23 protein-coding genes and 1 pseudogene are annotated in these 25,659 nt (G+C 68.0%); 15 read left to right on the plus strand and 9 right to left on the minus strand.

The window, feature by feature from the left end; translation table 11 throughout:
• Positions 1–91: 91 nt before the first annotated feature.
• Complete coding sequence (locus ABT130_RS07375) at positions 92–2,686, minus strand: collagenase (protein WP_350953632.1); 2,595 nt, start codon at positions 2,684–2,686, stop codon at positions 92–94.
• Between the two features lie 721 nt (positions 2,687–3,407).
• On the opposite strand from ABT130_RS07375, the gene ABT130_RS07380 reads away from it, so the two are divergent.
• From ABT130_RS07380 to ABT130_RS47740, 3 genes are all read left to right on the plus strand, one after another.
• On the plus strand, positions 3,408–4,361 hold the full coding sequence (locus ABT130_RS07380; RefSeq protein WP_350953634.1) for a LysR family transcriptional regulator: 954 nt from the start codon (positions 3,408–3,410) through the stop codon (positions 4,359–4,361).
• Positions 4,362–4,695: 334 nt separating this feature from the next.
• Positions 4,696–5,478 (plus strand): neutral zinc metallopeptidase, encoded by a 783-nt coding sequence (locus ABT130_RS07385; RefSeq protein ID WP_350953636.1) that lies wholly within the window; start codon positions 4,696–4,698, stop codon positions 5,476–5,478.
• 133 nt (positions 5,479–5,611) lie between these two features.
• Positions 5,612–5,908, plus strand: coding sequence for a helix-turn-helix domain-containing protein (locus tag ABT130_RS47740; protein ID WP_451936134.1), 297 nt, complete (start codon positions 5,612–5,614; stop codon positions 5,906–5,908).
• Here the strand turns inward: ABT130_RS47740 and ABT130_RS07395 are convergent.
• Positions 5,901–6,872, minus strand: coding sequence for a nuclear transport factor 2 family protein (locus ABT130_RS07395; RefSeq protein WP_350926521.1), 972 nt, complete (start codon positions 6,870–6,872; stop codon positions 5,901–5,903). The genes ABT130_RS47740 and ABT130_RS07395 overlap by 8 nt on opposite strands.
• A 383-nt stretch (positions 6,873–7,255) precedes the next feature.
• Positions 7,256–9,349 carry a C2 family cysteine protease gene (locus ABT130_RS07400; RefSeq protein WP_350953637.1) on the minus strand — a complete coding sequence of 698 codons (2,094 nt, stop codon included), beginning with the start codon at positions 9,347–9,349 and terminating at the stop codon, positions 7,256–7,258.
• Positions 9,350–9,988: 639 nt separating this feature from the next.
• Between ABT130_RS07400 and ABT130_RS07405 the strand changes: the two genes are divergently transcribed.
• Positions 9,989–10,399, plus strand: coding sequence for a hypothetical protein (locus tag ABT130_RS07405; RefSeq protein ID WP_350953639.1), 411 nt, complete (start codon positions 9,989–9,991; stop codon positions 10,397–10,399).
• 325 nt (positions 10,400–10,724) lie between these two features.
• Here ABT130_RS07405 and ABT130_RS07410 read toward each other — a convergent pair whose 3' ends face one another.
• Positions 10,725–10,973: a hypothetical protein gene (locus ABT130_RS07410; protein WP_350953641.1), complete on the minus strand. Its 249-nt coding sequence runs from the start codon at positions 10,971–10,973 to the stop codon at positions 10,725–10,727.
• A gap of 148 nt (positions 10,974–11,121) precedes the next feature.
• On the opposite strand from ABT130_RS07410, the gene ABT130_RS07415 reads away from it, so the two are divergent.
• The 8 genes from ABT130_RS07415 (at position 11,122) to ABT130_RS07450 (ending at position 19,823) form a co-directional block, all read left to right on the plus strand.
• The gene (locus ABT130_RS07415; protein ID WP_350953643.1) at positions 11,122–11,907 is read left to right on the plus strand and encodes a S1C family serine protease; all 786 of its coding nucleotides are present in this window, start codon (positions 11,122–11,124) and stop codon (positions 11,905–11,907) included.
• A 25-nt stretch (positions 11,908–11,932) separates the two neighbouring features.
• Complete coding sequence (locus ABT130_RS07420) at positions 11,933–12,922, plus strand: AAA family ATPase (RefSeq protein ID WP_350953645.1); 990 nt, start codon at positions 11,933–11,935, stop codon at positions 12,920–12,922.
• A 3-nt stretch (positions 12,923–12,925) separates the two neighbouring features.
• Positions 12,926–13,810: a DUF58 domain-containing protein gene (locus ABT130_RS07425; RefSeq protein WP_350953647.1), complete on the plus strand. Its 885-nt coding sequence runs from the start codon at positions 12,926–12,928 to the stop codon at positions 13,808–13,810.
• A gap of 43 nt (positions 13,811–13,853) precedes the next feature.
• Entirely contained in the window at positions 13,854–14,804 is a 951-nt protein-coding gene (locus ABT130_RS07430; RefSeq protein WP_350953649.1) for a VWA domain-containing protein, read from the plus strand.
• Entirely contained in the window at positions 14,805–15,860 is a 1,056-nt protein-coding gene (locus tag ABT130_RS07435; protein ID WP_350953651.1) for a VWA domain-containing protein, read from the plus strand. It begins immediately after the preceding gene.
• A gap of 513 nt (positions 15,861–16,373) precedes the next feature.
• The gene (locus ABT130_RS07440) at positions 16,374–17,558 is read left to right on the plus strand and encodes a sensor histidine kinase (protein ID WP_350953652.1); all 1,185 of its coding nucleotides are present in this window, start codon (positions 16,374–16,376) and stop codon (positions 17,556–17,558) included.
• Positions 17,559–17,609: 51 nt separating this feature from the next.
• Positions 17,610–18,272: a response regulator gene (locus tag ABT130_RS07445; protein WP_350926503.1), complete on the plus strand. Its 663-nt coding sequence runs from the start codon at positions 17,610–17,612 to the stop codon at positions 18,270–18,272.
• A 108-nt stretch (positions 18,273–18,380) separates the two neighbouring features.
• Positions 18,381–19,823: a serine hydrolase domain-containing protein gene (locus ABT130_RS07450; protein WP_350953655.1), complete on the plus strand. Its 1,443-nt coding sequence runs from the start codon at positions 18,381–18,383 to the stop codon at positions 19,821–19,823.
• On the opposite strand, the pseudogene ABT130_RS07455 reads toward ABT130_RS07450, so the two are convergent.
• Positions 19,793–20,161: pseudogene (locus ABT130_RS07455) on the minus strand (IS982 family transposase); the annotation flags it as partial. The gene ABT130_RS07450 and the pseudogene ABT130_RS07455 overlap by 31 nt on opposite strands.
• Positions 20,162–20,203: 42 nt before the next feature.
• Positions 20,204–20,698: a DUF3995 domain-containing protein gene (locus ABT130_RS07460; protein ID WP_350953659.1), complete on the minus strand. Its 495-nt coding sequence runs from the start codon at positions 20,696–20,698 to the stop codon at positions 20,204–20,206.
• Positions 20,699–20,760: 62 nt separating this feature from the next.
• Between ABT130_RS07460 and ABT130_RS07465 the strand changes: the two genes are divergently transcribed.
• Positions 20,761–21,078: a transposase gene (locus tag ABT130_RS07465; RefSeq protein WP_350953661.1), complete on the plus strand. Its 318-nt coding sequence runs from the start codon at positions 20,761–20,763 to the stop codon at positions 21,076–21,078.
• Positions 21,079–21,184: 106 nt separating this feature from the next.
• Here ABT130_RS07465 and ABT130_RS07470 read toward each other — a convergent pair whose 3' ends face one another.
• Both ABT130_RS07470 and ABT130_RS07475 read right to left on the minus strand, forming a co-directional pair.
• Entirely contained in the window at positions 21,185–21,574 is a 390-nt protein-coding gene (locus tag ABT130_RS07470) for a hypothetical protein (protein ID WP_350953663.1), read from the minus strand.
• A 102-nt stretch (positions 21,575–21,676) separates the two neighbouring features.
• A complete protein-coding gene (locus ABT130_RS07475) occupies positions 21,677–22,246 on the minus strand; it encodes a hypothetical protein (protein WP_350953665.1) in 570 nt (189 codons plus the stop codon).
• Positions 22,247–22,745: 499 nt separating this feature from the next.
• On the opposite strand from ABT130_RS07475, the gene ABT130_RS07480 reads away from it, so the two are divergent.
• Positions 22,746–22,934, plus strand: a complete 189-nt coding sequence (locus ABT130_RS07480; RefSeq protein ID WP_350953666.1) for a hypothetical protein — start codon at positions 22,746–22,748, stop codon at positions 22,932–22,934.
• Positions 22,935–22,952: 18 nt separating this feature from the next.
• The gene (locus tag ABT130_RS07485; RefSeq protein WP_350953668.1) at positions 22,953–24,014 is read left to right on the plus strand and encodes an IS110 family RNA-guided transposase; all 1,062 of its coding nucleotides are present in this window, start codon (positions 22,953–22,955) and stop codon (positions 24,012–24,014) included.
• Positions 24,015–24,452: 438 nt separating this feature from the next.
• On the opposite strand, the gene ABT130_RS07490 is transcribed toward ABT130_RS07485, so the two are convergent.
• Positions 24,453–25,148 (minus strand): hypothetical protein, encoded by a 696-nt coding sequence (locus ABT130_RS07490; RefSeq protein ID WP_350953670.1) that lies wholly within the window; start codon positions 25,146–25,148, stop codon positions 24,453–24,455.
• Positions 25,149–25,659 lie beyond the last annotated feature (511 nt).

Raw genomic sequence — 25,659 nt, forward strand, 5'->3', positions numbered from 1 at the left:
ATCTCTGTGGTGTCGAGACCCGGCCGGCGGTGCCGAGGGCCGGGACCGGACGTGAGGCCCGGTCCCGGCATAGATGAGGCGACGGTGGGCGTCAGTACTCGACCTTCACCGAGGCCCCGGAGAATGCGGTGGTGGCGTAAAGGCTGATGTAGTGGTAGCCGGCCGCCGGGCTGGTCATCGTCAGGGTCTCGCTGTTGCCGGAGTTGGTCGACCGCTGCGTGTACGCCGACTTCGTGGCCCACGTGCTGGGGCTGTAGTAGAGGTCGGCGTTCCCGGTGCCGCCAGACGACGTGATGACGATCCTGGTAGTGCCGGCCGGGAGGTACAGGTAGAAGTAGGCGTGGTTACCGGCGGTCGCGGACACGTTGCCGCGCCGGCAGTTCTTGCCCAGTTCCCTGGTGTCGGACGAGGTGCACTCGGGCAGGGTTCCGCCTCCGGACGTCACGGTCACCTGCCTGGTGGTCGACGCGGTGGCGCCGCCGTTGTCGGTGACGGTCAGCTTCACCGGGTAGGTGCCCGCCGCGGCGTACGCGTGGGTGGGGTTCGCCGCGGTCGAGGACGTGCCGTCGCCGAATTCCCACGAGCGCGAGGCGATCGTGCCGTCGGAGTCGGTCGAGGCGTCGGTGAAGGTCGCGTTGAGGCCGCTGACGGTGAAGGTGAAGTTCGCGGCCGGCGGCTTGTTCGTGCCGCCGCCGCCCGAGCAGGAGCCGGACGCGCAGGCGGTGAGCCAGCTCGACCAGTCGCTGTCGTAGCGGTTGCCGATGGTGCTGGTCAGGAAGGTGCGGGCGCCGCTCCAGTTGCCCGTCCGGTAGTTGCCGAGGACGGTGGTGACGTCAGCCGGGTGCTTCTCGAACATGTATCGCACGGCCAGGTAACCCCAGCGGTAGACGCGGGTCGTATCGTGCGAGTAGTCGGTGTCGAACAGCGTCCTGAGCGGGTACGTCTTCTTGGCCGCCTCGGTGATCGCCGCGTCGTAGGTCACGTTCCGGTAGGAGTACGACACGTACTCGGCGAAGCCCTCGATCCACCAGATGGTCGGGGTGGTGATGCCGGCGGTGAAGTCGCCGTACATGTCGAACCGGCCGTCGAGGTAGTGGGTGTACTCGTGGTTGAGGTTCCAGATCTCGAACGCGGGCCGCAGCCACTCCGCCTCGTAGGCGATGAAGCGCGGCTGGTTACCGGCCGCGGCCGGGTCGCCCTCCAGGTACATGCCGCCGTTGTTGGTGTCGATGCCGAACATCGTCCCGGCGTAGTTCTGGTAGTCGGTGCTGGAGTGGAAGACGACGACTTCGATGGTGGTGTTGTTGTCGTTCGCCACGGGTCGGTTGCCGTCGTTCACCAGGTTGTGGAAGTACGCGTCCTGGTTCTTGAGGCTGTTGCAGGCGGTGGTGAGCTGCGCGGAGGTCAAGGCCTGCGCACGGATCGTGATGCTGGAGCTGCAGGTGTACCGGATCGGCAGTATGGCGGCCGCGAGCCGCGCCTGCAGGTCGCAGGTGTCGTAGTAGGAGCAGTTGGCCTTGTCGTAGTAGTCGGTCATCTCAGCGACGCCGACCCACATGGGCGCGGTCGTCCCGGAGACGTCGCCGCGGTCGAGCAGGGCCTTGGCCATCGGCCGCACCTTCGACCGCAGGGCGGTTTCCTGAAGGAAGCGGGCCATCTCCCGGCCGGCGTTCGACGCCAGGTAGCTCTGGTCGGTGCCGAGCAGGTTCCAGTTGTTGTCGGCGAAGCCGTACAGCGTGTCGATCACGCTGGGGTCCGCCTGGACGGCGGTCACGAACGCCGGGAGCTGGTGGCCGCGGAAGAGCACCGTGTAGACGTTGTTGACCGCGTTCAGCATCCACCAGCTCGCGTTGTAGGAGCTGTTGTAGCCGTTGAGCAGCCGCTTCACCACGTAGAGGTAGCGGTCGTTCTCCTCGGCGCTGTCGATCAGCGTGACCGCCTCGGCCAGCACCTCGCCGTTGGCGTCGCTCACCGTCGAGGACTTGGAGTTGCCGAAGAAGGCGTCCAGGCCCGCCTCGATCGCGGTCTTGAGCGACGAGCCGTACGTGCCCACGGTGGACGCGTTGTACCAGTGCACGTAGTAGCCGGCGCGCAGGTAGAGCACGAGCTGAGCGGTGCCGGTGGAGTTGTCACCGGGGTAGTACGACCCGTTGTCACGCAGGCCGTACGCGACGCTGCTCATCTGCGCCTCGCGGAAGGCGTAGTAGGCGTCGCTGCCGGTGAGGCTGAACAGGGTGTTGACGCAGTCGGTCGTGGCGGACTTGATCTGCTGGACCAGGGCGCTTCCGGTCCGGCTGGTGAAGTCGCTCACGGTGCACGCGGCCGCCGCCTGCACCGTGGCGGCGGACTTCGCCTTCTCCTTCATGGACGGGCGCGGGTGCGCCGGGGCGGGCTCGGGCCGATCGTAGTCATGGCGCAGCCGCTCGTTGGAGGAGGGCATCGGCGCCCGTTCGCTGACCGGGAGCGGAGAACGCCGGACGTGGTCGGTGCCGTCGGTCGCGAGCAGCGCCGGCGCGGGGGGCGGCGTCTTACCCGCGGATGCCGTCACGACGGGCCTGGCGATGGGCTCGGTGGCGGCCGATGCGGCCGCCGGCTGTAGGGCGAGTCCCAGGCCGAGGGCCGGGACGAGGACGAGCGCGGTCAGTGACGATTTTCTGAGCGCGCGCAGGGGTGGGGTGATTCCCACGAGCAACCTCCGGGGGGTGTGGAAGAACGAGCGTGAGGTTGGATGTGACAGGGGGTGCCGCGGCGGCCGGAACGGGCCAGGACGCGGCGGGGGCTCCGCCGGGTCCTGTCGGACCGGCGGGCCACGTGGCTCAGGGATCTCGGAGAGCGAAGAGGTGTTGCCGCCCGTAGTTTGGTGACGAAACCAAACCAGCGGTCATAAAGGCGCGCATAGTTCTTGGTTATGACCCCGTTGCAGCCCAGCCTGAGCTGCGGCGGAGCGGATGGGCTCGGCGTGGACAAGCGGGTGTCGTCCGGCCTCGTGCGGCACACGTGGCCGGCCCGGAACCTGCGGCGCGCAGTCTGGTCGCGCGGCCACCGCCCGCCCCCTGGTGGCGAATCGAGCGGCGGTCCGGCGACATGTGCGCCTTGGGCCCGTTTATCGTGGCTGTGGCCTGGTCGCGGGCGCGTACCTGCTCGTCCGGCTCAGCAGGCTGCTTCGATGCCATCGTCTTCGTGCCGCTCGTGCCCCATCTGCGACCGCCGCCCCGCCCTTCCGCCGACAGTGCCGCCGACAGTGCCGCCGTGAACCCGTGGCCGGACTCGCGGCGCGCCGGAACGAAGCGCCGGGGCATCCCCAGGCTGGTGGGGAAGGAGGAAGAAGCAGTCATGCGTAAGGGGGAAAAATGAATTTTGCTCGAAAATTCAGGTGCTGGTCATTAATTGCCGCATAATTCTCGGTTATGGATCTCGATATCCGTCATCTCCGTATGATCTGTGCGATAGCGGAGTCGGGCAGCCTGACCAGGGCGGCGGCCCAGGTGGGGCTTTCCCAGCCGGCCATGACGAACCTGCTGCGCCGGATAGAGACCTTCGTCGGGGGCGAGCTCTTCGTCCGCAGCCGCTCCGGGGTGGAGCCGACACCGCTTGGCAGCCAGGTCATCGCCCGCGCCCGGATCGTCCTGTCCGAGGTCGACGCGCTCTTCGGCGACCTGCATGGGCCGTCGGAGGCCCGATCCCTGCGGCTGGGCTCGGTCCACGTCGGTTGCGTAGGCAGCATCGTCAACCGGGTCGGCGACGTCCTGCCCGGACGCGAGATCTCACTACGGATCGAGCCCTCCACGGCGCTGCTGGCGGAGGCGCTCACGCACGGGCGGCTCGACGCGGCGCTGCTCGGCGTCATCGAGGGCTTCGAAGTCACGCTGGCGCCGCCGGTCACCAGCCGGGCGCTGGTATACCGGTATCCGATATTCGTCGCCCTGTCGGCGGGGCACCCGCTCGCGGGAAACGAGGAGATCCGGCTGGCCGACCTCAAGGACGAGGCGTGGATCAGCCCTCCGGGAGCCGACGACGGCTCCCTTGCCGCGCTGCGGGCCTCGTGCCGGGCGGCCGGTTTCGAACCCAGGCTACGCTTCGAGGCGCCGAGCGGCGCCGGCCGCCCCTTGGTGGCGGACGGGCACGGCGTGCGGCTGGTCGATCCCTGCTGGACCGCGGCGTCGGGCACCGTCGTACGACCGCTCATGGGAGAGCCGCAGGTGGCACGGCTGCTCGTCGCGTGGCACAGGGACCGCCTGGGCGATGCGACCGCCGGGGCGCTCTATCGCGGCCTCGCCGCGGCGTTCATCGACCATGTGCACGACAATCCTCTCTTCGGACGCTGGTGGGAGGCACACCCCGAGGTGCATCCGCTGGTGTGAGGCCACTCGCCCGGGGACGCGCGTCCTGCCGGTCGAGGCGGAGGCCAGACTGCTGGAGATCCATTCCCGGCACGGCCCCGAGCACCTGGCCGGCCAACCGCGGCCGTGCGCGCCGTACAGGCCGCGTTAAAGCAGCGCTGGAAATCCCATCTTCATGATGCTGTGCTGCTCAGGAGATACGTATGACACGCATAGGCCACAACGTCTTGCCGTGGAATCAGTGAGCGACCCGGGGACGACGCAGCCCAAGTTGCCCATTTCCGAGCTAAGGGAAGGAGTGGACATATGTTAAACACCTACCACTTCTAGACATATACCCCTAATGTTCATCGCCATGAAGACTCGTGCGATCATGGTGGCTGCCGGGGCGTCCGTCCTGCTCTTCTCCGGTACGACCAGTGCCTACGCATATCCGGTCAACGATGCCCCGGACTTGACCAACAACTCTCTTTATGCCGCCGGTAAGCTCCCCGGCGCGGCATGCGCGAAGAAACCCGCCAAGGGAAAGACCCTGGCCTCGGTCACGAAACACGTCAACGCGATCATCTCCTGCCTGAACAACACCTGGGGTTCCTACCTCAAGGAAGCCAACCTGCAGTTCGTCCCGACCCTGGTGGAGATGAAGGGCAAGTACAAGACCGACTGCCGAGGGCGGACGCTGAGCCCGAAGAAATCAGCGGTCTTCTACTGCGGAGGACGCGCCAACTTCATCGTGCAGATCCGTTCTGACTGGATCAAGGCGTCCGACGACGTTCAGATTTTCGCGCAGCTGAGCTCGGCGTACGGCGAGCACGTGCTGAACATGGTCGACATCGCCGAGGCCTACAACGCCCTGCACGCCGACGACGGCACTGAGATGTCCGAACAGCTTCGCCGCTACAGCCTGCAGGCGCAGTGCATCAGCGGAGTAACCGCCAAGAGCCTGTGGCCCGCTCTCGGCTACCCCGCCAAGGATGCCAAACGCCTGGCGGGCCTGGCGAAGGCCGAGGCGGACAAGAGCAAGTTCGACATATTCGGTAAGGGGGCCAACCTGGCCTACTGGTTCAATCGGGGCCACTCCACCGGCAACCCCAAGTCGTGCAACACCTGGACCGCCCCGGCCGGCAAGGTCGCGTAGCCCGTCGCGGCGGAGTCCTGTTGCCGCCGTTTTCCCGTTCGACGGCACGGCTCTCACTTCGCGGGCGCCGTGCCGGACCTGGACGGGCTATCCGATGTACGGACCGTCGGCCGAACCGGCCAGGTAGTGCCGGATGCGCAGGCGCACCGGACCGGTCCATGGGCAGCGAATCGGCATTGTCGCGGGGCACCCGGCGGACCTCCCGGGACTCGTCGCTCGGCGTCGGCTCACCGGCGACGTGCCCGCCGCCCCGTGCCAGGCGGATGACCCGCTCAGCGTGCTCCCCCTACGGTCGGCCGTGACCGGTGCCTCGAATCGGGACATCGCGGCCCAGCTGTACCTCAGTCCCAGAACCGTCGGCTACCACCTGTACAAGGCTTTCCCCAAGCTGGGGATCACCTCGCGGGCGGAGCCGGCCGCGCTCACCTGAGCAGGCCGTACAGCCGGTCGATCTTGTCCTGGTCGGCGATCAGCGGCAGCTGGTCGAAGGTGAGCCGCCACTGCGTCGAGACGCCGCCCTTGTCAGCGATCCGCTCCACGATGCCGAAGCTCATCGGCTCGCTCTGCCCCTTCGGCAGGACCGTGCCGTGCCACTCCACGTACGTCGCGCCGTGCACCCGAACGGCCTGGCCTGGCTGCAGCTTCACATCGCTGACCTGGTCGAAGAAGGTCGTCAGATAGTCCTGCTTGCCCTTGGCCGTCCGCAGCTCGCGCTCGCCCAGCCCGGGGGCCGACAGCGGAGCACCGCTGAGGGGCGCCGTCAGGGCCGCGACGTCCTCGTTGTTCCACGCCGCGGCCCGGGCGGCCAGCTCGTCGGGACCCATGACCCGCTGCCTGCCACCCTCGGGCAGGCCGCTGTCGGTGACGCCGCCGAACAGGTTGGGCAGGCTCGGCTCGAGCGGGGAGAACATCTGGTGACGGTCGTAGTACCGGCGGCCCTGGAGCACCTTGCCGTCATCGGCCAGCAGGACCCGGTACACCGCCGGGTAGGTGATCTTGTGACCCTTCACCGTGGCCTCGTTGACCGCCTCGAACATCACCGCCGGGCCGTTCACAGCGATGCGCGTGCCGCGGAACCGGAAGTCGGGCACCAGGGCCAGCGTCCCCGCGATCGACGCCCTGATCGTGTCCAGACCCTGCGTCAGGGGCAGGCCCGCCTCCCGCGGCTCCCAGAGCGTCGCTCTGGCGTCCCACATGTCCACGTAGGCCTGCACCCGGTTCTCCGTGGTCACCTTGCCGAAACTGATCTGCCTGTTGATGAACGAGCAGGCGTTGGGCGACACCCAACCCTTGATGCTCGACACCTCCTCTCGCGCCTGCGCGCAACCGTCCTTTGCCTGCGCCGGGCTCGCCATCACGCTCAACGCCAACACCGCGCCGACCAGAATCTTCATCTCCGCCTCCTTCGGGGCGCCGTGCCCCGAACCGAAGCTATAAAGATCGGCCAGTCGGCGAATCCGTCATCGTGACGGTAGGCGCAGGCGTATCGGGTTCATCCATGCCAGGGGTCCGGCGGCCCCGACCGCTGCGCGATCAGCGGACCCGAGCACGCCGAACACCCGAACATTGCATCGGCGACTGGCGCCGCGCTCGTCCACGCCTACGCCCAACTCGGCATCTCGCCCAACTGCGCGCCGCCGCCCTGACCATCCTCGACATACGCACCGGCGAGGGCTACGCCCATAAGACGGCTGTCCGGAATCGCCGTGGCCCCTCAGCCGCGACGGCCACGGGCATGGCCGACGGCCTGGACCTTTGACGGGCCATGCGGGTGTGGTCAGGCGTGGCGGTTGACGACGGCGTACTGGACGTCGTGGAAGAAGTTCAGGAACTCCTGGAGAGACAGGGTGAACAGCCCGGTGTTCTGTTCGAAGGGGAGGTTCCCGTCCAGGTCGGGGGAGCCTCGGTGGTGCGGGTTGCGCAGGGTGACGGTCGACTTCTGGAGGTCGAGAGCGGCGACCGCCTTGGCGAGTGACGCCGCGTTCGCCAGCGCGGTGCCCAGCGCGGGGTTGGTCACGTAGTCGGGGGCCGGCGAGTCTCCCGCGAGCACCAGGCGGACCCCGCTGATCGCGTACTCGTGGCGGGCGAAGATGTAGGGGCACGGGCCATGCTCGGCCATCGGCTCCGCCAGTGACGCGAGCAGCCTGACGACCCTGTCCGCCCAGAGGTCCTTCGGCCGGAGCGGCCGCAGAGTCTTCGTGACCTGCGCGCACGCGTTCTGGAAGGCGGCATCGTTTGTCAGGGTCGCGACGGTGTCACGTTCCTCGTCGAGCACGGGCCGCAGCTTCTTCCCGATCTCGGCGAAGTACTGTGACAACGGGCCCTCGTACCGCTCTCCCAGCGCGATCAGCTCCGCACCGACCTTTCGCCAGCTCACCGAGGCGGTCGGCACCGCGATGCACGGCGAGTTACTCGCCGCCTGATCGGCCACCATGAGCAGCATGTTGAACAGCTCGCCGGTCACCAGGTCGAGCCGCTCCGGGCGCTCGACGACCGCCTTGCCCAACGGTTCCACCTTCACGCCGCGGCTGTAGCGGAGCCGGTGACCGTACAGGCAGGCGAAAAGTACCTCGGAGAACTGCATGCCTTCGCGGATCAGGCGATAGCCGTCCTCCTCCGGGGCGTCCTCGGTGGGAGCGTCGGTGAAGTAGAGGCCGTAGGCGGCGACGAAGGCGGCGAACGCCCTCTCCATGATCGGCACCCAGATGGCCGTCGTCACCGGGAACGCCTCTTCCAGGTACACGTCGCCTCCCAGGGTCCTGCGGCGCCGCACCACGGAGTTCCCGCATATGGCCCTGGCTCGGGCCCCCAGCAGGATGTTTTTCGCACCCAAGGTCGTGCTCTGCGCGAAGAGCGGCTCGACCTCGACGAGCTGCGGCAGCCGGAACGATCGATCCATGAAGGAGATCGTCCGAGTGAACGTGACCAGGAAGGCCGACTCGCTCTTCCTGATCATCCGCTTCAGCTGATCAGGGTCGTGGTCGGCGATGGACGCGAGCAGGGACAGGAAGTAGCAGTCGCCAAGGCTTCCCTGGCACACGTCGTCGCCACTCGGCCCGCCCCCGAGGTACAGCTTCTCCTTCTCCTGGGTCAGGCTTACCACCTTCGGCAGCTTCTCGTCGGGGACTTCCGTCGGCTTGTCGAGGACCACGTCGTTGGAGTGGACGGTGAGCCCTTTGGCGACACGGGGCTCGGGCAGCTCGACCATGAAACCGTTCTGAGTGGAGAAGAGGTTCGGTCCGTGCAGGTGCAGCTTCGCGTACGCCGCCTTCGCCTGCATCTCGTCTGTCAGAAAGGTCCCCGGGCGCAGCGTCGCCGTGTCCAGCGCCACCCGAAGGGTGATGGACAGCTCACTGTGTTCCGCCTCCGCGCTGTCGAAGTCCGCCGCCCCGTCCGCGTACACCTCGATCAGATCGGCGAACGCCTCGGCGAGCTCGGGGGGAATGCATTTGAACGCCGCCTTGCGCTCCTTTTCCGTGCGGCCGGCCCACAGCCGCAACATGGTCGGCCACCGTCCTGCGCTGTCCTCGGTGGCGAAGTGCAGAGTGGCCTGCTCGGCCACCTTCCGTACGGCGCTGACCTTCAGCAGGAGACCCGACAACCGGTCGAGGTGTTTCTCCAGTCGCCCCTTCAGCATCGCCCGGCCGGGAACGGCGTCGGTCAGGCCCGTGATGGCGGACTGCACCGCCTCGCAGTGGGCGGCGAACTCCGGCACGCTCGTGACGTCCTGGATCGACGGCGCGGATCCGGTGGTGACGAGTGCCTCGACCTGGGCCGCGTCGGCGTCGGAGACCACCGCCGCGGCGTCCACCCAGCCGGTCTCGCTGCCGATCGTGATCCGGACGTTTCCGTTTTCGAGCTTAAAAGGCATGTCGGCGAAGGTGAAGACCATCCCGGCGGGGAGAATTTTGGGCGTTTTACTACCATCAGGAGTAAATCCAGACTCGCTGATGAATGTTCCGTTCACAGGCCACTCCGGGGCGTATTTCCGGTCGAGTCGGCAGATCCTTTCACTTGGCCTGTATACGGTCAATGAATGGATACATCTTTGTGACTCCGGGCAACCATGTGAACAGGGTCGGCCGATTCGGCGGGCGTCACGCTGACGACGACCGATGCGGTGGTGGCCGCCGCCAGTCCGGAACGCGCTCCGTCTTGAGAATCCTTGGCTTCCGGCCCGGTGTCCCCTAATAACGCGTAGGCGTCGACGGCCTTGGCCGGCCCCGTCCGCTGAATCCTGCCGAAGCGGCTGTCCGCCGCCCCCTTGTACCGACGTCACCGGTGATGCCCGCCGACGGCCAAGGCCGGTGCGGGCTTGCCCATGGTTCGCCGACGCTCGGCGGCGGCGAGGTTGTCAAGCCGACCCAACTGCTCGACCGCGCGTTCCCTCAATACCCCAGCGACGCTTCAGCGGCACCCTGAAACCTTACAGGTTGTCAAAATCGCAACCAAACAGTGATCGTTACCTAGGTTCCACACGACAACGGTTCACTTTGGAAAGGACCAACGAGTGATCACCCGTCGAATCAGCGCCATCGCGCTCGCGGCAGTGTGCGCCGCTGTGCCGCTGACCACAATTTCCGCATCCGCGGCCCAGGCCGGCACCAGCGGCACGGCAGCCGCTTTCGGCCCGGTGAAGTGTGTCCCCATCGGGGACAACGAACTGTGCGCGCGCGGCATTACCGGCAGTCCGGGCGGTTACGACGTAGCCTATTACAAGAATGTGGGCTCCAAAATCACCGCACGGTTCCGTCTGATGTGCATAAATGGTTTCTCGAAAGACGATAACGGCTCCTTCTCCATCTCGGCAGGTCAGGTAAGAAGCTTCGTCTTCGCGGTCGGCAACCAGGGGTCGTGCCGGGTGCGAATGCAGGATATTACCAACGGTGGGTACTACTACAGCCCTTACGTGGTTCCCTGAAAACCAGTGAACAACGATCCATTTGCGCCCTGTCGATAGATTGTTAGATCAAGGAGTCGCCGGATATCACCCCTTTCAGGGATGGTGATAACGGCTTGTTCACAAGCTCCGGCGACTCCTGTCCCACCGCAGGACCACGACCTGTTCTCACATCCGCATCCCGATGACGTCAGGCCTGTACGGCCCCTGACCATCCCGGCCCGATTCGTCGCTCCTGCTCGTCGGGCGCGACGTTTTCTCAACCGTGGGTACGGCGGAACAGCCAGGCGGCGAAGGTGAACGAGCAGGCCGACACACCAGGCGAGTGCGATCTGGCCGATGTTGTTCATCGGGGTCCCGTCAACAGGCCCCGGACGGTCTCGATCACCGGGATGATCGGCTGGTTCTCGCTCACCGCGTGCAGGGACGACAGCATGGTCCGCGTCGGCACGAACGCGCTGCTGAGGTAGGGCAGGAACGGCATGAGGAAGCTCGGCGCGCCGGCCGAGACCGAGACGGGCGACCTGGCCCAGGCCCAGGTGGCTGCACAGCCGGGTGGGGCCCTCGTCGACGACGGTGCCGCCCCAAGGTACACCGCAGGCTCCACCCCGGCTTGGCCAGAGCGGTTGGCGCCGCCACCCTCGTCTCCGTGCTGCGCGCGTAGGGCTGCGGGGACCGGTTTCTCAGGGAGTTCTCAGGCGGAGCTTGTAGAACTTTCAACTGAGATTTATGAGTATGGGGCAATGGAGCGTGTGCCGCAGCAGGCCGATGCGGCCGACGCTCAGGGAGCCGCGGCCGGGAGGGCTCGGCGGTTCGTCGTCGGGGGCTGCGCACTTGTCGTCGTGGCGGTGCTGGCGTACTGGCTGGGAGGTATCGGTGGGAACGGCGAAGGGGCCGCGCCCGTGCCGAGCGCGACGCCGACGCCCAGCGTGACGCTCACGGTGGCCGACGTCTTCAAAAGGGTCGGGCCGTCGGTGGTGGTCATCCAGGCCGGGAAGTCGCTCGGAACCGGGGTGATCGCGGCCGAGGACGGGACGATTCTGACCGCGCACCACGTCGTCGAAGGCACGAAGGACGTCAACCTGACGTTCGCCGACGGCACCAGGGCGAAGGCCGTTGTGGTGTCGTCGAATCCCAAGCGCGACGTCGCGACCCTCAAGCCCGCGAGGCTGCCGGAGATCGTCGTCCCGGCGACGCTCGGCGGCGCCGTGGCCGTGGGCGCGCCCGTCGTGGCGATCGGCAATCCGCTGGGCCTGACCTACAGCGTCTCCACCGGCGTCGTGTCGGGCCTGAACCGGTCCGCCAAAGACGGCGACCTGAGCGGGCTCATTCAGTTCGACGCCTCCGTCAACCCGGGCAGCTCCGGCGGTCCCCTCCTGGACGCTCGCGGCCTGGTCATCGGGATCGTCGTCTCGATCGCCGACCCGGGAGGAGACGAGGCGTTCGCCGGTATCGCGTTCGCGGTGCCGATCGGCGTGGCCCTGGGCGGCGGCGAAGGCGACGGCCCGCCGGGCGGGCCCGAGATCTGATCGAAGCCTCACGAGAAGGAAGACCATGACCTCGACCAAGTCCCCCGAGCCGGCCCATCCGCTCGAACATGTGCTGTTCGAGGTCAAACGCGTGATCGTCGGGCAGGACGTGCTGCTGGAGCGCATGGCCGTCGCGCTGATCGCCGGCGGCCACCTGCTCGTCGAGGGCGTGCCGGGCCTGGCCAAGACGCTCGCGGTGCGGTCGCTGGCCGCCGCGATCGCCGGGAGTTTCCAGCGCGTCCAGTTCACCCTCGACCTGGTGCCCGCCGACCTCGTGGGCACGCGGGTCTACCACCAGCACTCCGGGGAGTTCCGAACCGAGCTCGGCCCGGTGTTCGCGAACCTGCTGCTGGCCGACGAGATCAACCGTGCCCCCGCCAAGGTGCAGAGCGCCCTGCTGGAGGTGATGCAGGAACATCAGGTGACGATCGGCCGCGAGACGTTCCGGGTGCCCGAGCCGTTCCTGGTCATGGCGACGGAGAACCCGATCGAGTCGGAGGGCACCTACCCGCTGCCGGAAGCGCAGGTCGACCGTTTCATGATGAAGGTGGTCGTCGACTATCCGACGCGGGCAGAAGAGCAGGCGATCGTCGACCGGGCGCTGCGTCCGCCCGAGCCGCCGCAGCCGATGGTGACGGCCGAGGACCTGGTCGCGATGCGGGCCCGCGCTCGGCAGGTGTACGTCGATCCGGCGATCGTCGACTACGCGGTACGGCTGGTCTCCGTGACGCGTTCCCCCGCGACGGCCGGGCTCGGCGAGCTGGAACGGTATGTCACCTACGGGGCGAGCCCACGGGCGTCCATCGCGCTCGTTACGGGCGCCCGGGCGCTGGCGTTCCTGCGCGGTCGCGACTACGCCCTGCCACACGACCTGTCCGAGCTCGCGCTCGACGTGCTGCGCCACCGCCTCGTGCTGTCCTACGAGGCCCTCGCGGACGACGTCGACGCCGACACGATCATCACCAGGGTGCTCGGGGCCGTCCGGGCGCCCGACGTCGTCCTGCAGAACCGCTGAGCCATGGCCACCGCCCCCGAGAGGCTCCTGCTCCGCCTGGAGTGGAAGGTCGTCCGCAGGCTCGATGGCCGGCTCCAGGGCGCCCACCGCACCGCGCACCGCGGCTCCGGGATCGACTTCACCGGCTTGCGCGCCTACAGCGACGGCGACGACGCCCGGCACATCGACTGGAACGTGACCGCACGGCTGGACGAGCCGCACCTGCGAGTGTTCACCGAGGACCGCGAGCTGACGGTGTGGCTCGTCCTTGACCGGTCGGCGTCGATGGCGGCCGGCCGGCCGGGGCGCGGCAAACACGACGTACTCGCCGAGCTCGCGCTCGTCCTCGCTCGGCTGTTCGGCCGGGGCGGCAACCGCGTCGGCGCCCTGCTGTTCGACACCGGGACGCCGCGCGTCGTGCCGCCCGGCACCTCCCGGCGGCACGCGCTGCGGATCGGCGCCGAGCTGGAACGCACCTCCGGGACGCGCGCCGGCACCACCACCGACCTGGCGGAGATGCTCGATGCGGCCGGACGGCTCGCGCGCCGCCGCGCACTCATCGTCGTGCTGTCGGACTTCATCGGCGACGGCGACTGGGAGCGCTCGCTCCAGCGCCTGGCCCGGCGACACGAGGTGGTCGCCCTGCGGATCGTGGACACCGCCGACGACGTGCTGCCCGAAGCCGGACTGATCGTGGTCGAGGACGCCGAGACCGGCGAGCAACTCGTCGTCGACTCCGCCGACCCGCTGCTGCGGGTCCGCTTCCGCGCCGCCGTCGACGCCCGCGACGCCCGGCTCGCGGCGGGCATGCGCCGGGCCGGGGTGCCCGTCCACCGCATCGACACCGACCGCGATCTGGCCGAGGCGCTCGTCGAGGTCATCGCCAGAACCGGGGACCGGTCGCCATGACCGGGCTTGTCGAGGTCATCGACGGACATGTGAGGCCGGCCTCATGACCCTGTCCTCCCCGCTCCTGCTGGCCGTCGGACTGCTCGTCACGGCGGCGCTCGTCTGGGCGACCGTCGTCTCGGCGCGCCGCCGGACGGCAGCGCTCGCCGCGGCCGGCGTCGCTGTGCCGGGCGGCCGCCGGGCGTACCTCGGCGTCGGCCTGACGATCGCGGGCGTCGGGGTACTCGCGATCGCCACCGCCGGACCGACGGCCATGGTGCCGGTGCCGCGGAGCGCGGGCACCGTCATCCTCGCCATCGACGTCTCCAACAGCATGGGCGCCGACGACGTCGCCCCCACCCGGCTGGCGGCCGCGCAGCGGGCGGCCCGCGCGTTCGTGGCGGCCCAGCCCGACAGCGTCGACATCGGAGTCGTCGCGTTCGAACGGGGCGCGCTCACCACCGCACGGCCCGACGCCGACCACTCCGTCGCGCTCGCGGCCATCGACCGGTTGAAGATCACTGGCGGCACCTCGCTGGGGACGGCCATCACGGCCTCGCTGTCGGCGATCACCGGCAAGCAGGTGACCGTCGGCCGCGACGGCGCCGCTCCCGACATCGGCTACTGGCCGTCGGCGACGATCGTGATGTTCTCCGACGGCCAGAACCAGGGCGCGGACGTCGAACGCGCCGCCACCGTGGCCCAGCGGGCGGGTATCCACATCCACACCGTCGGGGTCGGCACCACGGCCGGGGCGACGGTGCGGGTCGACGGCTACCACCTGCAGACCTCGCTAGAGGAGGACACCCTCGCCGTGATCGCGCAGACCACCGGCGGTGCCTACCACCCCGCCTCCGACACCGCGCGGCTCGACGGAATCGCCGACACGATCGATCTGCGGCTCACCGTCTCCGACGAGCCGCTGCCCCTCGCCGGCGGGCTGATCGGGCTCGCCCTTGCGCTGCTCACCGCGGGAGCGGCGCTCACCGTGCTCCGGTCCGGACGGGTGATCTGAATGTCGTTCTCATGGCCGTGGGCACTGTCGGCAGTCCTGATCATCCCGCTGATCTTCGCCATCCGTGAGTGGGCGCGGCGCCGCCGCCGGCGGGCCGCCGTGCGCGTCACCTCGATCGCGCTCGTACGGAGCGCCCTGCCCGGCCGTACACGCTGGACGCGGAAGATCCCCGCGGCACTGTTCATAGCCGGGCTCGCGCTGCTCGTGGTCGGGGCCGCGCGCCCGCAGGCGTCGGTCCCGGTGCCGCGGACGTCGGCGACGATCCTGCTCGCGTTCGACACCTCCGGCTCCATGTGTTCCACGGACGTCGACCCCAACCGCATCGTCGCCGCGAAGAAGGCCGCCGCGGACTTCATCGAGTCACAGCGGGGCGGGCCGCGCATTGGCCTGGTCACCTTCGCGGGCACCGCGGGTCTGCTCGTTCCTCCCACCGACGACACCGACTCGCTGATCGAGGCGCTGGACGGCCTCACCGTGTCCCGCGGCACCGCGATCGGGCAGGCCATGCTTACCTCGATCGACGCGATCGCGGAGGTCGACCCGTCGGTCGCCCCCACCGGGGCGGCCCCCGGCGGCGGGGAAGGCTACGCCGGTGCCGCGATCGTCGTGCTCACCGACGGCGCCAACACCCAGGGCGTCGACCCGCAGCTCGCCGCCCAGGAGGCGGCCCTGCGCCGCGTTCGCGTCTTCACCATCGGCTTTGGCACCACGAACCCGGCCCCGATGGTCTGCGACAACTCACAGTTCGACGGCCGCGGCTTCGGTGGCCGGGGCGGCGGCTTCGGCGGCCGCGGCGGATTCGACAGCGGCCGTAACCCCCGCACCATCGACGAGCCCGCACTCAAGCGGATAGCCCAGACCACCGGCGGCTCCTACCACCGCGCTGAGAACGCCGACCAGCTCCAAAGCGCCCTCGATACCCTTCCCGGCAGCTTCACCGTCATCCGTCAACGGGTCGACACAGCCGCCGCCTTCGCCGCCGGCGGCGCCATCCTCATCGCCGCAGCCCTGTCCCTCTCCCTCTGGTGGAACCGCCCCCGGACCCCGACCCGGTGACGGCAGCATGTAGCCGAGACTGCCTCAGCGGTCCCCGCCGGTTCGCGGCCGTCCACGTCCGCTGGTGGGACCTGGACCATACGACCGGACACATCGGCATCGGCCTCAGGAGGCCGACGGGCATGCAATCTCCAAGGCGAATTGGACATCATCGCGGCCTCAACGGTGTGGGCGATCCCGCGCCCGCGTGACTGCGCACCCCGGACGGTGCAGGCCCGCAACCTGGTGATGGCCGAAGACCCGTCGTCACAAGCGTGATCAGCGAATACCACCACGCCGCTTGACCACAGCTCAGGACAGCGCCTGCCCGCCCGCCTCACGTTCTGCCCGCGCGCAGTCTTCTGGAACGCCGGCCGCTTCGACGGCTCGGCGTTCGATGAGGCAGCTCATCGACGGGCTTCGCCGGCGGGTTCGTGGCGGGACGCCAGAATCGGCCTGCCCGCTGCTGGCTATCCTGTGGCACGTCGAGCCAAGCACGGCTCCCCACCACGAGCCCACCGGAAGGCGACGACCGTGACAGCCTCCCAGCGCCGGAGCACATGGCCGGCGACGATGGTGGTGGCGCACGTGGTCCTGGTTCTCCTGACGATGCTCATCCTGGCGGGCGTCTGGCACCTCGGCGCGGACCTGTGGCAGATCTTCGCCGCGGCGGGTGCTGCCGTCCTGCTCCATGTGGGAGCGGTGGTGGCCCGTCGACGGCCGTGGGTGGGGTACGCGATCGGCGCGCTGGCAATGCTCGTCCTGGTGATGATGCCCTTCCTGGGTTGGTCACCGAACATGCTGCCCTCGGCTGTGTGCTTCCCCCTCACGTTGTGGCGGCTGACCAGCCTGGTCTCGGTCAGGTCCTCGGTGGTCGCGTTGGCCGTCGCCGCGCTCGGGATCGTCCTCACCGAGCTGGTGGCGTGGGCCCGGCTGCCCCCTGACCCTGGGTGGACCCGCCTGGTCGAGGGCGGGCTGCTGATGCTCGTGGTCGGCGGCGTGTGGCTTGCGGCCCTGCTGGTACGCCGCAGGCACGAGGCCGGCCGACGAGCCGAGAGCGAACGACTGGCCGCGGCGGTCGCGGACGAACGGGCCAGCATCCGCCGCGACCTGCACGACGTGATCGCCCACACGGTCACCGTCATGGTCGCGCGGATCGAGGCCGCGGCGGTGACGACGGCGGATCCGGCGACCCGCCGCGAACTCGGCGACATCGCCGAGGCCGGCCGGGACGCCCACCAAGGTCTGCGAGCGATGCTGGCCACCTTGGGCCCGGCCACCGTGGCGCCGCGCGCCGATCCCCGGCCCAGACAGGTCCCGATCTCGCTCGATGCCCTCCCTGACCTCGTGGCCTCGGCGGCGAGCCCGCTCCATGCGGTGACGTTCGCGGAGGTGGGTGAGCGACGACCGCTGAGCCTGAGTGCCGAGGTCGCGGCGGTCCGGACCGTGCAGGAGGGCATCACCAACGCGCTGCGCCACCTCGAACCACCGGTCGAGGTGACCGTTCGCCTGCGCTGGACCCCGGCCGAGGTGGTGGTGGAGGTGCGCGACGACGGCGGCAAGGCGCTTCGCGACGTCGGCAGCCAGGGGACCGGCTTGATGGGGATCGAGGAACGGGTGCGTACCGCAGGCGGCACCCTGTCGATCGACGATGGGGACGAGGGGTGGGTGCTGCGGGCGCGGCTCCCCACGAAGGAGGGGAATGACCGAACGAAGTGAGGGAATCAGCAAGCACAGCACCTTGGTCATGAGGCCGACGAAGGAGGTCTCGTGACCGGGATCCGTGTCATGCTCGTCGACGATCAGGAGTTGCTGCGGGCCTCGCTCCGTACGGTGCTGTCGGCCGACGAACGCATCGAGGTCACCCACGACGTCGCGAACGGCAGCGACGCGATCGAGGTCGTCCGGCGGCACCGCCTCGACGTGGTACTGATGGACATCCGCATGCCGCGCATGGACGGGGTCGCCGCCACGGCGGAGATCGTCAAGATCGCACCGGCGACCCGGGTGCTCATGCTGACGACGTTCGATGATGACGAACTGGTCGTGGCCGCCATCCGGGCCGGCGCGAGCGGCTACCTGACCAAGGACGTCCGGCCCGCAGCCCTGGCCCAGGCCGTGTGTGACGTCGCCTCCGGGACGTCGGCGCTGGCCCCGGGGGTGGCCGCGACGATCCTCGATCTCGTACGGCAAGTGCCGATGCGGAGGACGGCAGCCCTGGACGGCCTCACCCCACGCGAGGTCGAGATCTTCGGCCTGCTCGCCCGCGGCAGGTCCAACAGCGAGATCTGCGCGGAACTGGTGCTGAGCGAGAACACGGTGAAGTCGCACGTCCGGGCCGTCCTGCAGAAACTGAACCTGCGCGACCGCGTGCACGCGGTGATCCACGCGTACGAGAACGGGCTTGTGGGTCGCAACGATCTGCCTGACTGAGATTCCATCCTGCCGGGTGGTGCCGTCTCACACCTTCGGGTGATGTCGGCCGGTGACGCCCGGCCTAGGTTCGACGTCGTGCATTTCCTACCTCTCCGCTTTCCTCGTGTGACCTCCCTCATCGTCCTCGGCGGTGTGCTCGTCGCCCTGCTGCTCGGCTGGACGGCACCGGCCCATGCCGCCGGCGAACGACTGGTCGACGACTACCGCTCCGTCTACGGCACGCCGGGTGTCGCGGCGGCCGTGATCGACGGGTCGTCGGTCGAGACGATCGTCCGCGGCCGGGACGGGGACGGCAACGCGGTGACGGCGCGGACTCGGTTCCGGATCGCGTCGATGAGCAAGTCGATGACGGCGGCGGCGATCATGCTGCTGGTCGACCGTGACCGCGTCTCCCTGGACGACCCGGTCGTCAAGGTCCTGCCCGACTTCAGAATGGCCGATCCCCGCTTCACCGGGATCACCGTGCGCCAGATCCTCAGCCACACCTCGGGGCTGTCGAACAGCACGAACAACGAGTATGTGTTCCCGCCTCCGCGCAGCGCGCAGGAAATCGTGGCCAGGCTGGCCGACAAGACCCTGGCCGCCGATCCGGGCACCCGCTCGGAGTACCACAACACCAACTACTCGATCGCGGCGAGGATCGTCGAGGTGGTGTCGGGGAAGTCCTTCGACGCCTTCCTCCACACCGAGCTGTTCACGCCGCTGGGCATGACCGGCACCAGCTCGACGCTGGGGTGTTCCGATCGTGCCGAGGGCCTGCCGTCCGGGTACGAGGTCGTTCTCGGGGTTGCCGTCGCGGCACCGGAGATGCCGGGGATCTGCGTCGGCAACGGCGGGGTGATCTCGACCCTGGACGACATGGTGCGGTGGCTGCGGTTCAACCAGGGAACCTTCGGGGCGGACCTGCTGAGTGCCGGCTCCCTGGCCGAGTTGCACACCGTCCAGCCGAAGGCCGGCGACTACGCCCTCGGCTGGCAGGCCCGCCCTGTCGCGGCAGACGCCCCGCCGTCGGTGATCGGCCACGGCGGAACACTGGCGACGTGGACCGGGGACATGGTCTTCTCGCCCAAGACCGGTGTGGCCGCCCTCGTCCTCACCAACAGCGGCGGCGATCCCAGCCTGCTCTCGACCAACCTTCTCGCCGAACGGATCGGGGCACCGGCAACGCCGATGAGCAACCCGCTCACCGTCGTGAACGCGGTCCTGCTCGGGCTCACGGTGGGGATGACCGCACTGCTGGTCACCGCGGTCGTCCGAGCGCGCCGCTGGGCCTCGCGACGCCGCGCGGCGCGCCGGCCGAGGCTGGTTCTGCGGCTCGTGCCCCTTGCCCTGGTGATGGTGCTGGGCGTGGTGCTGCCGACGCTGATCTGGGGGGCGTTCAGCTTCCAGTACTGGATCATCACCGCCTGGCTGCTGCCGCTGCTGGCGCTCTTCTGCCTCATCTGCTGCGTGCTCGGGGCGGTCGCAATCGGCCGTCGCCTCTGGTGCTTCCGCCGCGCCGGTCAGGCGACCTTCGCACCGGTACGGCCGGCCACGGCGGACAGCTGACCTGGGCGGGCCATGCCACACGGCACCGGCGTGGAGTCTGCGATCCAGTGGGTGTCGAAGCAGAAGTCCGTGTCCGCCGCCGGCATCCGTATCGCCTTCTTCACCAGCTTGAGGCATTTGTTGTACCCGGACTGCTGCGGCAGGTACGGGAACATCGACGTCAGGTGCGCGTTTGCGTACCGCGGCCGGCGCGTCTCGGAGTGGAAGCCGAGCAGCGCCTGCGCGACCGCGAGAGTGACCAGTTCGGCGTCGGTCAGGCCCATCCATCGACGGGTCTCCAGCTCGTCATCGACCTTCATGTACAGCGCGGTCAGCAGGGCGTCCAGGTCACTCGTCACACAACGATCTTGGACACCCTCTTCGCGTTCCCCGACGCATCGTCAGGCGGCACCGCTACTTGGGCCCTTCGCTCCTCTGAACCCTCGTGCGGCCACGCCGAAGGCAAGACCGCCGACCAGGAACCAGGGATTCCACAGCACCAGCGTCCATAGCCGCTGTTGCGGGCTTACGTCTATCCCCTGGCCCGCTGTGTCAGTCAGCAACAGCACCTCCACGGCGATGCCGCGCACGAGCAGCACAGCGCAAGCGCACCAGCCCAGCGCCTTGATCACCCGTCCGCCCAGGCCACCAGGCCGCGGCCGGGCGAGAAGCCATCCCAGCACGCCGCCGACAAGGCACAGCATTCCCACACCCCACAGGCCAACCACCACGAACCACCCAGGGCGTTCCGCGGCCAGAGGTCCCGCCGAGACGCTCAGGGCCCACCCGCCGCCCAGCGCCCAGTAGAAATGAAGCGCAGCGAAAGCGACCGCCCAGGTGCACGCGATACGCCCCCACAAACCCGGTGTTGCCTTGTCCTGCGGATCTTCATGCATAGCGAGGAGCATGCCACCGTCGTGGCACGCAGCCGCCGGCATCGCTGAGAAACCAGCACGCTATGGCCCCTCAGGCACCACATGCGACGGACTTACTCGTCCAGCAGATCTCGCCGTTCACTGCTGCTGTCGAGCGCCTGGATGAGGTTCCGGGGATCGGCCTGACCACCGCGCACGCGATCATCATCGAGATCGGCCTGGACATGAGCCGCTTCCCCACCGCCGCACACCTGACCTCCTGGGCGAAGTTCGCGCCAGGAGTGAAAGAGTCAGCCGGCCAGCGCAAGGGGAAGGACATGCTGCTCCGTGTCTACGCCAAGTGCATGGAAGGACAGCGGCACCGTGCCAATGGAAAGATCGCTGATGCCCTCAGCGGTTGATACAGAATTGTCCTGATGGATTTCTATGGTTGCTGAGCCTGTGGTTATAACGATCGGCGGGCTCAGCGTCATGGTTTTTACGCCAAACCCGCCGTCCACATTGCCCCTATATGCGCCGATCGGGCCTTCCGTGGAGTTTGAAGATGTCTTGTACCTGCTGAGCCCAGAAGACAAAGGGCTCATCGAATCGGTAGCCGAGTGAACGAGCCATTTCGTAGAAGCCCTTCCCGGGCTCCTTGTCGCCGTACTTGTGAGTGACGATGGATGTCAGAGCAGGTCTTCCCGCTTTGTGCTCATCCTCGAAGATGGCTCCGAGTAGGTGGCTCATCAGAGCTGAATGGGGGTCGAGCTTCACCGTCGCCACCTCGCTCGCGACCTCTCCGTACCACGTCATACGGCGATCGTAGGCCGCGTTCAGGATGGCCTGACGAACCTCTTCTTTGGCCGCATCCCACTGCTCATCGGTTAGACCGAACTGTGAACCTGATCTCCTCATAGCCCTCCCCATGTTGTAAAATCCGCTGGATTCGACCGTGATCAGAACTTCATGCCAACCGGAAGTGGAATGCTTTCGGCAGTCTTCGAATGCGTATCCTTTTCAGCTCGTTTCAAACGGGCGGGTAAAAAACGTGAGTGTGCAGCTTGAGGCGATCACAAGAGTCTTGCCGCTGGGGGAGAAGCCGACAGCGCGCAGCTCGCAGGAATCCTCTCGGTGGACGTGCCACCAGGATGAGCCGGCTTCGCCTTGATAGGGACTGCCGTTCAAGGACAGCGTCACACTCTCAACGGGCCAGTCCGGGGCCACGACGTCGACCGTCCAGCCGTCGGGCGTGGTGGTGTGGAGACCGCCTCCCCAGAGGCCGGCCATGGGCACGGTGACGCCGGAAAGTGGGCCGATCCCCTCATGAACGAGCTCGTTGGTGTCAGGCCACCCGGCATCGGGGTCCGAGTCACGGGCGATTCGGGTGCCCGTCGAGCACTCGAACAGACCCCTGCCGTTGCTTGATACGACGAGCAACAGGTCATCGTGACTTTCGGGGACCACACCGAACCCGACACAGGACAGACCGCCCACCGCTACTGGGGTCAACGACTGCCACGGCACGGGCGGCGGCTGAAGAGGGGCAGCACGGAAACGAGCGCGTAGCTGATCCTGATACGAGGTCATGGTGTCCAGCTTTCCGCGCGACGGGAACGCCGGGACCGTGGACGGCGGTGAGTGCGGCTCTGCCACACAGAAGTTCACGCCTCGACCTGGGCAAAGGTGTCCCGAGTCATCCCGCGTATGTCCCGTGACCACTGACATGCGGCTGCCTACGGCGGCACCCGGCTGCGTGTGATCACTAAGAGAGGGCACGCTGAACCCCAGGTCAGGGGCCAAACGGCTGGTCGGAAGAGTGCCCCCGGCATGATTCGAACATGCGACACCCGCTTTAGTCTCCAATCTCCCCCTGGTGGAGGAGGCCGTTCGGGCCTGAAAATCGGGGTGGTTGCTCGCTGACGTCGTATCTCCTTGGTCGTTCAGGCCGTGCTTTAGTCGGACGCCGGGAGCCGTGCCTGTGGGCCTTTCACTGTTGCTTCGAGCACGCGGATCAGATTCGTTACCGTCCCCTTGCGGCTCCCGCGAGCAACCACCCTCATGCTGTCCCCGGCGGTAAGGAGGCCCGATGCTCGCCCCCACCCACGACGTCGAAGAGATCATCGAAAGGGTCGCCGCCCTGGACGTCGGCAAGGCCACCCTGGTGTGCTGCGCCCGCGTCCCCGACGACAAGAAAGCCGGCAGACGGCTGCAGGAGGTGCAGACCTACACCACGATGACCCGCTCCCTGCTGTCGATGAGCGATCGGCTGCGCTGACTGGGCGTCACCCGGGTGGTGATGGAGGCCACCTCCGACTACTGGAAACCGGTGTTCTACCTGCTGGAGGCGCAAGGGTTTGAGGTGTGGCTGGTCAACGCCCGCGACGTCAAGCACCTGCCCGGCCGCCCGAAGACCGACAAGTTGGACGCGGTCTGGCTGGCCAAGGTCGCCGAACGGCAGATGCTGCGCCCCAGCTTCGTGCCGCCCCCGGAGGTCCGGCTGTTGCGTGACCTGACCCGCTACCGGGTGGACCTGGTCCAAGCCCGCACCGCCGAGAAACAGCGGGTGGAGAAACTGCTGGAGGACGCGCAGATCAAACTGAGCGTGGTGGCCTCCGACATCTTCGGCGTCTCCGGCCGCGCCATGATGGCTGCCCTGATCCGCGGGGAGCGCAGCCCTACCGCGCTGGCACAGCTGGCGCGCTCCAGCCTGCGCGGCAAGATAGCCGCGCTGGAGGAGGCCTTCACCGGCCGATTCTCCGACCACCACGCGTTTTTGCTGGCCACTATGCTGGCCCGGGTAGACGGCATCAACGCCGACATCGCCGCCCTGGACCAGCAGATCACTCAGCAGATCGCACCCTTCGCCGCGGCGGTCGAGCGACTGGATGAGATTCCCGGGATCGGACTGACCGCCGCGCACGCGATCCTCGCCGAGATCGGCCTGGACATGAGCCGCTTTCCCACCGCCGCGCATCTGACCTCTTGGGCGAAGTTCGCGCCGGGAGTCAAGGAGTCGGCCGGCAAACGCAAGGGGAAGAACGCCACCGGGCACGGCAACCGCTACCTGGCCCGCACCCTCGGCGAAGCCGCGGTCGTCGTCGGCCGCACCGACACCTTCCTGGGCGAGCGCTACCGGCGAATTACCCGGCGCAAAGGCAGGAAGCGCGCCCTCGTCGCGGTCGGCCGCTCCATCCTGGTCATCATCTGGCACCTGCTATCCGATCCGGAGGCGCACTTCATCGATCTGGGCGCCGACTTCTACACCCGGCGCACCAACCCCGACCGCAAGAAGCGCAACCACATCCGCGAGCTCGAAGCCCTCGGCTACCGCGTCACCCTCGACCCCGCCGCCTGACCAGTACGGCCCGCACGACCCCGTTACGCACCACCACATGAGGTTCGCTACCGCGTGCCCAGCGAATGTCTGATTTTCGGATCAGGAGAGCTCGAGCCATTCCGAGTCCGTTGTGTCTACTGATGGGCGATATGTAGGTGCTGTCCGACGTGCATTGGCACCTCGACAATGACCTCTCACCGTCCATCGCTCGACGGGTGTTTGACCTGGTCAAAGCGATACTCGCGGTCGGAATCTGAGAGTCGTTCCCGCTCTTCAGCTGCGGGTGTCGGACCTGGGAGTGCAGGTTGAGGACTGGCTGTTGTGCTCCTGGTGACCTGCGTTGACCTCGGTCGCCAGGTTAGCGATTCGCTGAAAATGCTATGAACGCGACCGGCGTCAGCGAATCACCAGCGAGGGAACGATTCTGGTACTTCTGAAGCGGAGGCGATAGCACTCCTAGCCGGCGGGGAAGTGCAGCCTGAGATGGTCCACCCCGAACACACGCCGTATCTTTCCCTTGATGAGGACGGGCTGGAGCACGGTGAACACCCGCTCGATCGCAGCCTCGTCATAGTCGTCCAGTGTCGGGTTGGCCCGGAGGCACAGTGAGCCGTCAGGCAACTCGTCGACTTCGTCGAAGGCGCCCGTCGCTGCCAGAGCCGTCGGTCCGCCCAGCCGCGCTGCCAGCGCGCCTGCGCACACGGTGACCCAGGAGTAGCCGCGCAGTTCGAGCTCGCAGCGGGGGACGGTAACGGCGTCCAAGGCGCCGAGCGTGGTCTCCAAGGGCGTCTCGTCAGTGAGGCAGTCGTCGGTGACATGGCCATAGCAGGCCCCGGTGACGGCGGCCCGCCGCTTCAGCGCCTCCGCCCAGCGCTGCTGGGCGTCAGGCGGGTGCCGGTCACCGGAACGCGGCACCTGCTCCACCCTGAGTTTGACCCACGGCTCGGCTTCCCCGGCAGGAGCGGACACGTTGATCCACACGGTGCCGTTGCCGGGGAACCCTCGCTCGTCGAGCGGAGTGACGATGTACTCGACCATGTGGGGGCGTCGTTGGAGCGCACGGGCGACCGCGCGCAGGCTCGCCTCGGAGTACGGCATGGTCTTGGAGAACGGGCGTGAGAGCGCGGGTTTGACGCGGAACTGCGCCCACAACCCGCCCGGCTCCCCGGAGGGGGTGCGCCCGTCTCGTCGTCGAGGGCGGCGGGGTTCATCCGGGGGCTGCGGGCCAGCAGCGACGCCAGGTCCGGGGCGAAATTCGCCAGCGCGCCCGACAGCCAGTCAGATGCCAGGCCGGCACGGTGGTCGTCCGACTTCGCGCGGACGACAAGTTCGGCCGACAACCTGTTGGAACCGAGCGTCACTGTCCCTCCGGAGTCAACCAGCCTAGCGGCCCGCCGGGGTTCCGGCGGGCCGCGCCATCTCGGTAAGCCAGTCCCGGCGGCTGGTAGAGGCCGAAGCTCAGGATGGACAGGGCGATTTCGCGGCGTTGGAGTGAGCGATGACGATCTCGTTGGTCTCCTTGACGTAGTTGGGCACGGGGTAGCAGGAGGTCGAAGCCGGGCAGGACATTGCGTCCGCCGGTCTGCTTCGGCAGCGCCTTGAGCGCCTTGATGTAGATCGCGAGTTCGTTCTTGCCTTGGGCCGGCGACCGTGGTGCGCTTCA

It is taken from the genome of Streptosporangium sp. NPDC001681 (assembly GCF_040298085.1).
Classification (GTDB): Bacteria; Actinomycetota; Actinomycetes; order Streptosporangiales; family Streptosporangiaceae; genus Streptosporangium.

What these genes read in the sequence shown, in the direction of transcription:
- ABT130_RS07380 (WP_350953634.1), top strand. Translation starts at nt 3,408, where the DNA reads ATGGATCTCGATATCCGTCATCTCCGTATGATCTGTGCGATAGCGGAG.
- ABT130_RS07385 (WP_350953636.1), top strand. Translation starts at nt 4,696, where the DNA reads ATGAAGACTCGTGCGATCATGGTGGCTGCCGGGGCGTCCGTCCTGCTC.
- ABT130_RS47740 (WP_451936134.1), top strand. Translation starts at nt 5,612, where the DNA reads ATGCGCAGGCGCACCGGACCGGTCCATGGGCAGCGAATCGGCATTGTC.
- ABT130_RS07395 (WP_350926521.1), bottom strand. Translation starts at nt 6,872, where the DNA reads ATGAAGATTCTGGTCGGCGCGGTGTTGGCGTTGAGCGTGATGGCGAGC.
- ABT130_RS07400 (WP_350953637.1), bottom strand. Translation starts at nt 9,349, where the DNA reads ATGCCTTTTAAGCTCGAAAACGGAAACGTCCGGATCACGATCGGCAGC.
- ABT130_RS07415 (WP_350953643.1), top strand. Translation starts at nt 11,122, where the DNA reads ATGGAGCGTGTGCCGCAGCAGGCCGATGCGGCCGACGCTCAGGGAGCC.
- ABT130_RS07420 (WP_350953645.1), top strand. Translation starts at nt 11,933, where the DNA reads ATGACCTCGACCAAGTCCCCCGAGCCGGCCCATCCGCTCGAACATGTG.
- ABT130_RS07425 (WP_350953647.1), top strand. Translation starts at nt 12,926, where the DNA reads ATGGCCACCGCCCCCGAGAGGCTCCTGCTCCGCCTGGAGTGGAAGGTC.
- ABT130_RS07430 (WP_350953649.1), top strand. Translation starts at nt 13,854, where the DNA reads ATGACCCTGTCCTCCCCGCTCCTGCTGGCCGTCGGACTGCTCGTCACG.
- ABT130_RS07435 (WP_350953651.1), top strand. Translation starts at nt 14,805, where the DNA reads ATGTCGTTCTCATGGCCGTGGGCACTGTCGGCAGTCCTGATCATCCCG.
- ABT130_RS07460 (WP_350953659.1), bottom strand. Translation starts at nt 20,698, where the DNA reads ATGCATGAAGATCCGCAGGACAAGGCAACACCGGGTTTGTGGGGGCGT.
- ABT130_RS07465 (WP_350953661.1), top strand. Translation starts at nt 20,761, where the DNA reads ATGGCCCCTCAGGCACCACATGCGACGGACTTACTCGTCCAGCAGATC.
- ABT130_RS07470 (WP_350953663.1), bottom strand. Translation starts at nt 21,574, where the DNA reads ATGAGGAGATCAGGTTCACAGTTCGGTCTAACCGATGAGCAGTGGGAT.
- ABT130_RS07475 (WP_350953665.1), bottom strand. Translation starts at nt 22,246, where the DNA reads ATGACCTCGTATCAGGATCAGCTACGCGCTCGTTTCCGTGCTGCCCCT.
- ABT130_RS07480 (WP_350953666.1), top strand. Translation starts at nt 22,746, where the DNA reads ATGCTCGCCCCCACCCACGACGTCGAAGAGATCATCGAAAGGGTCGCC.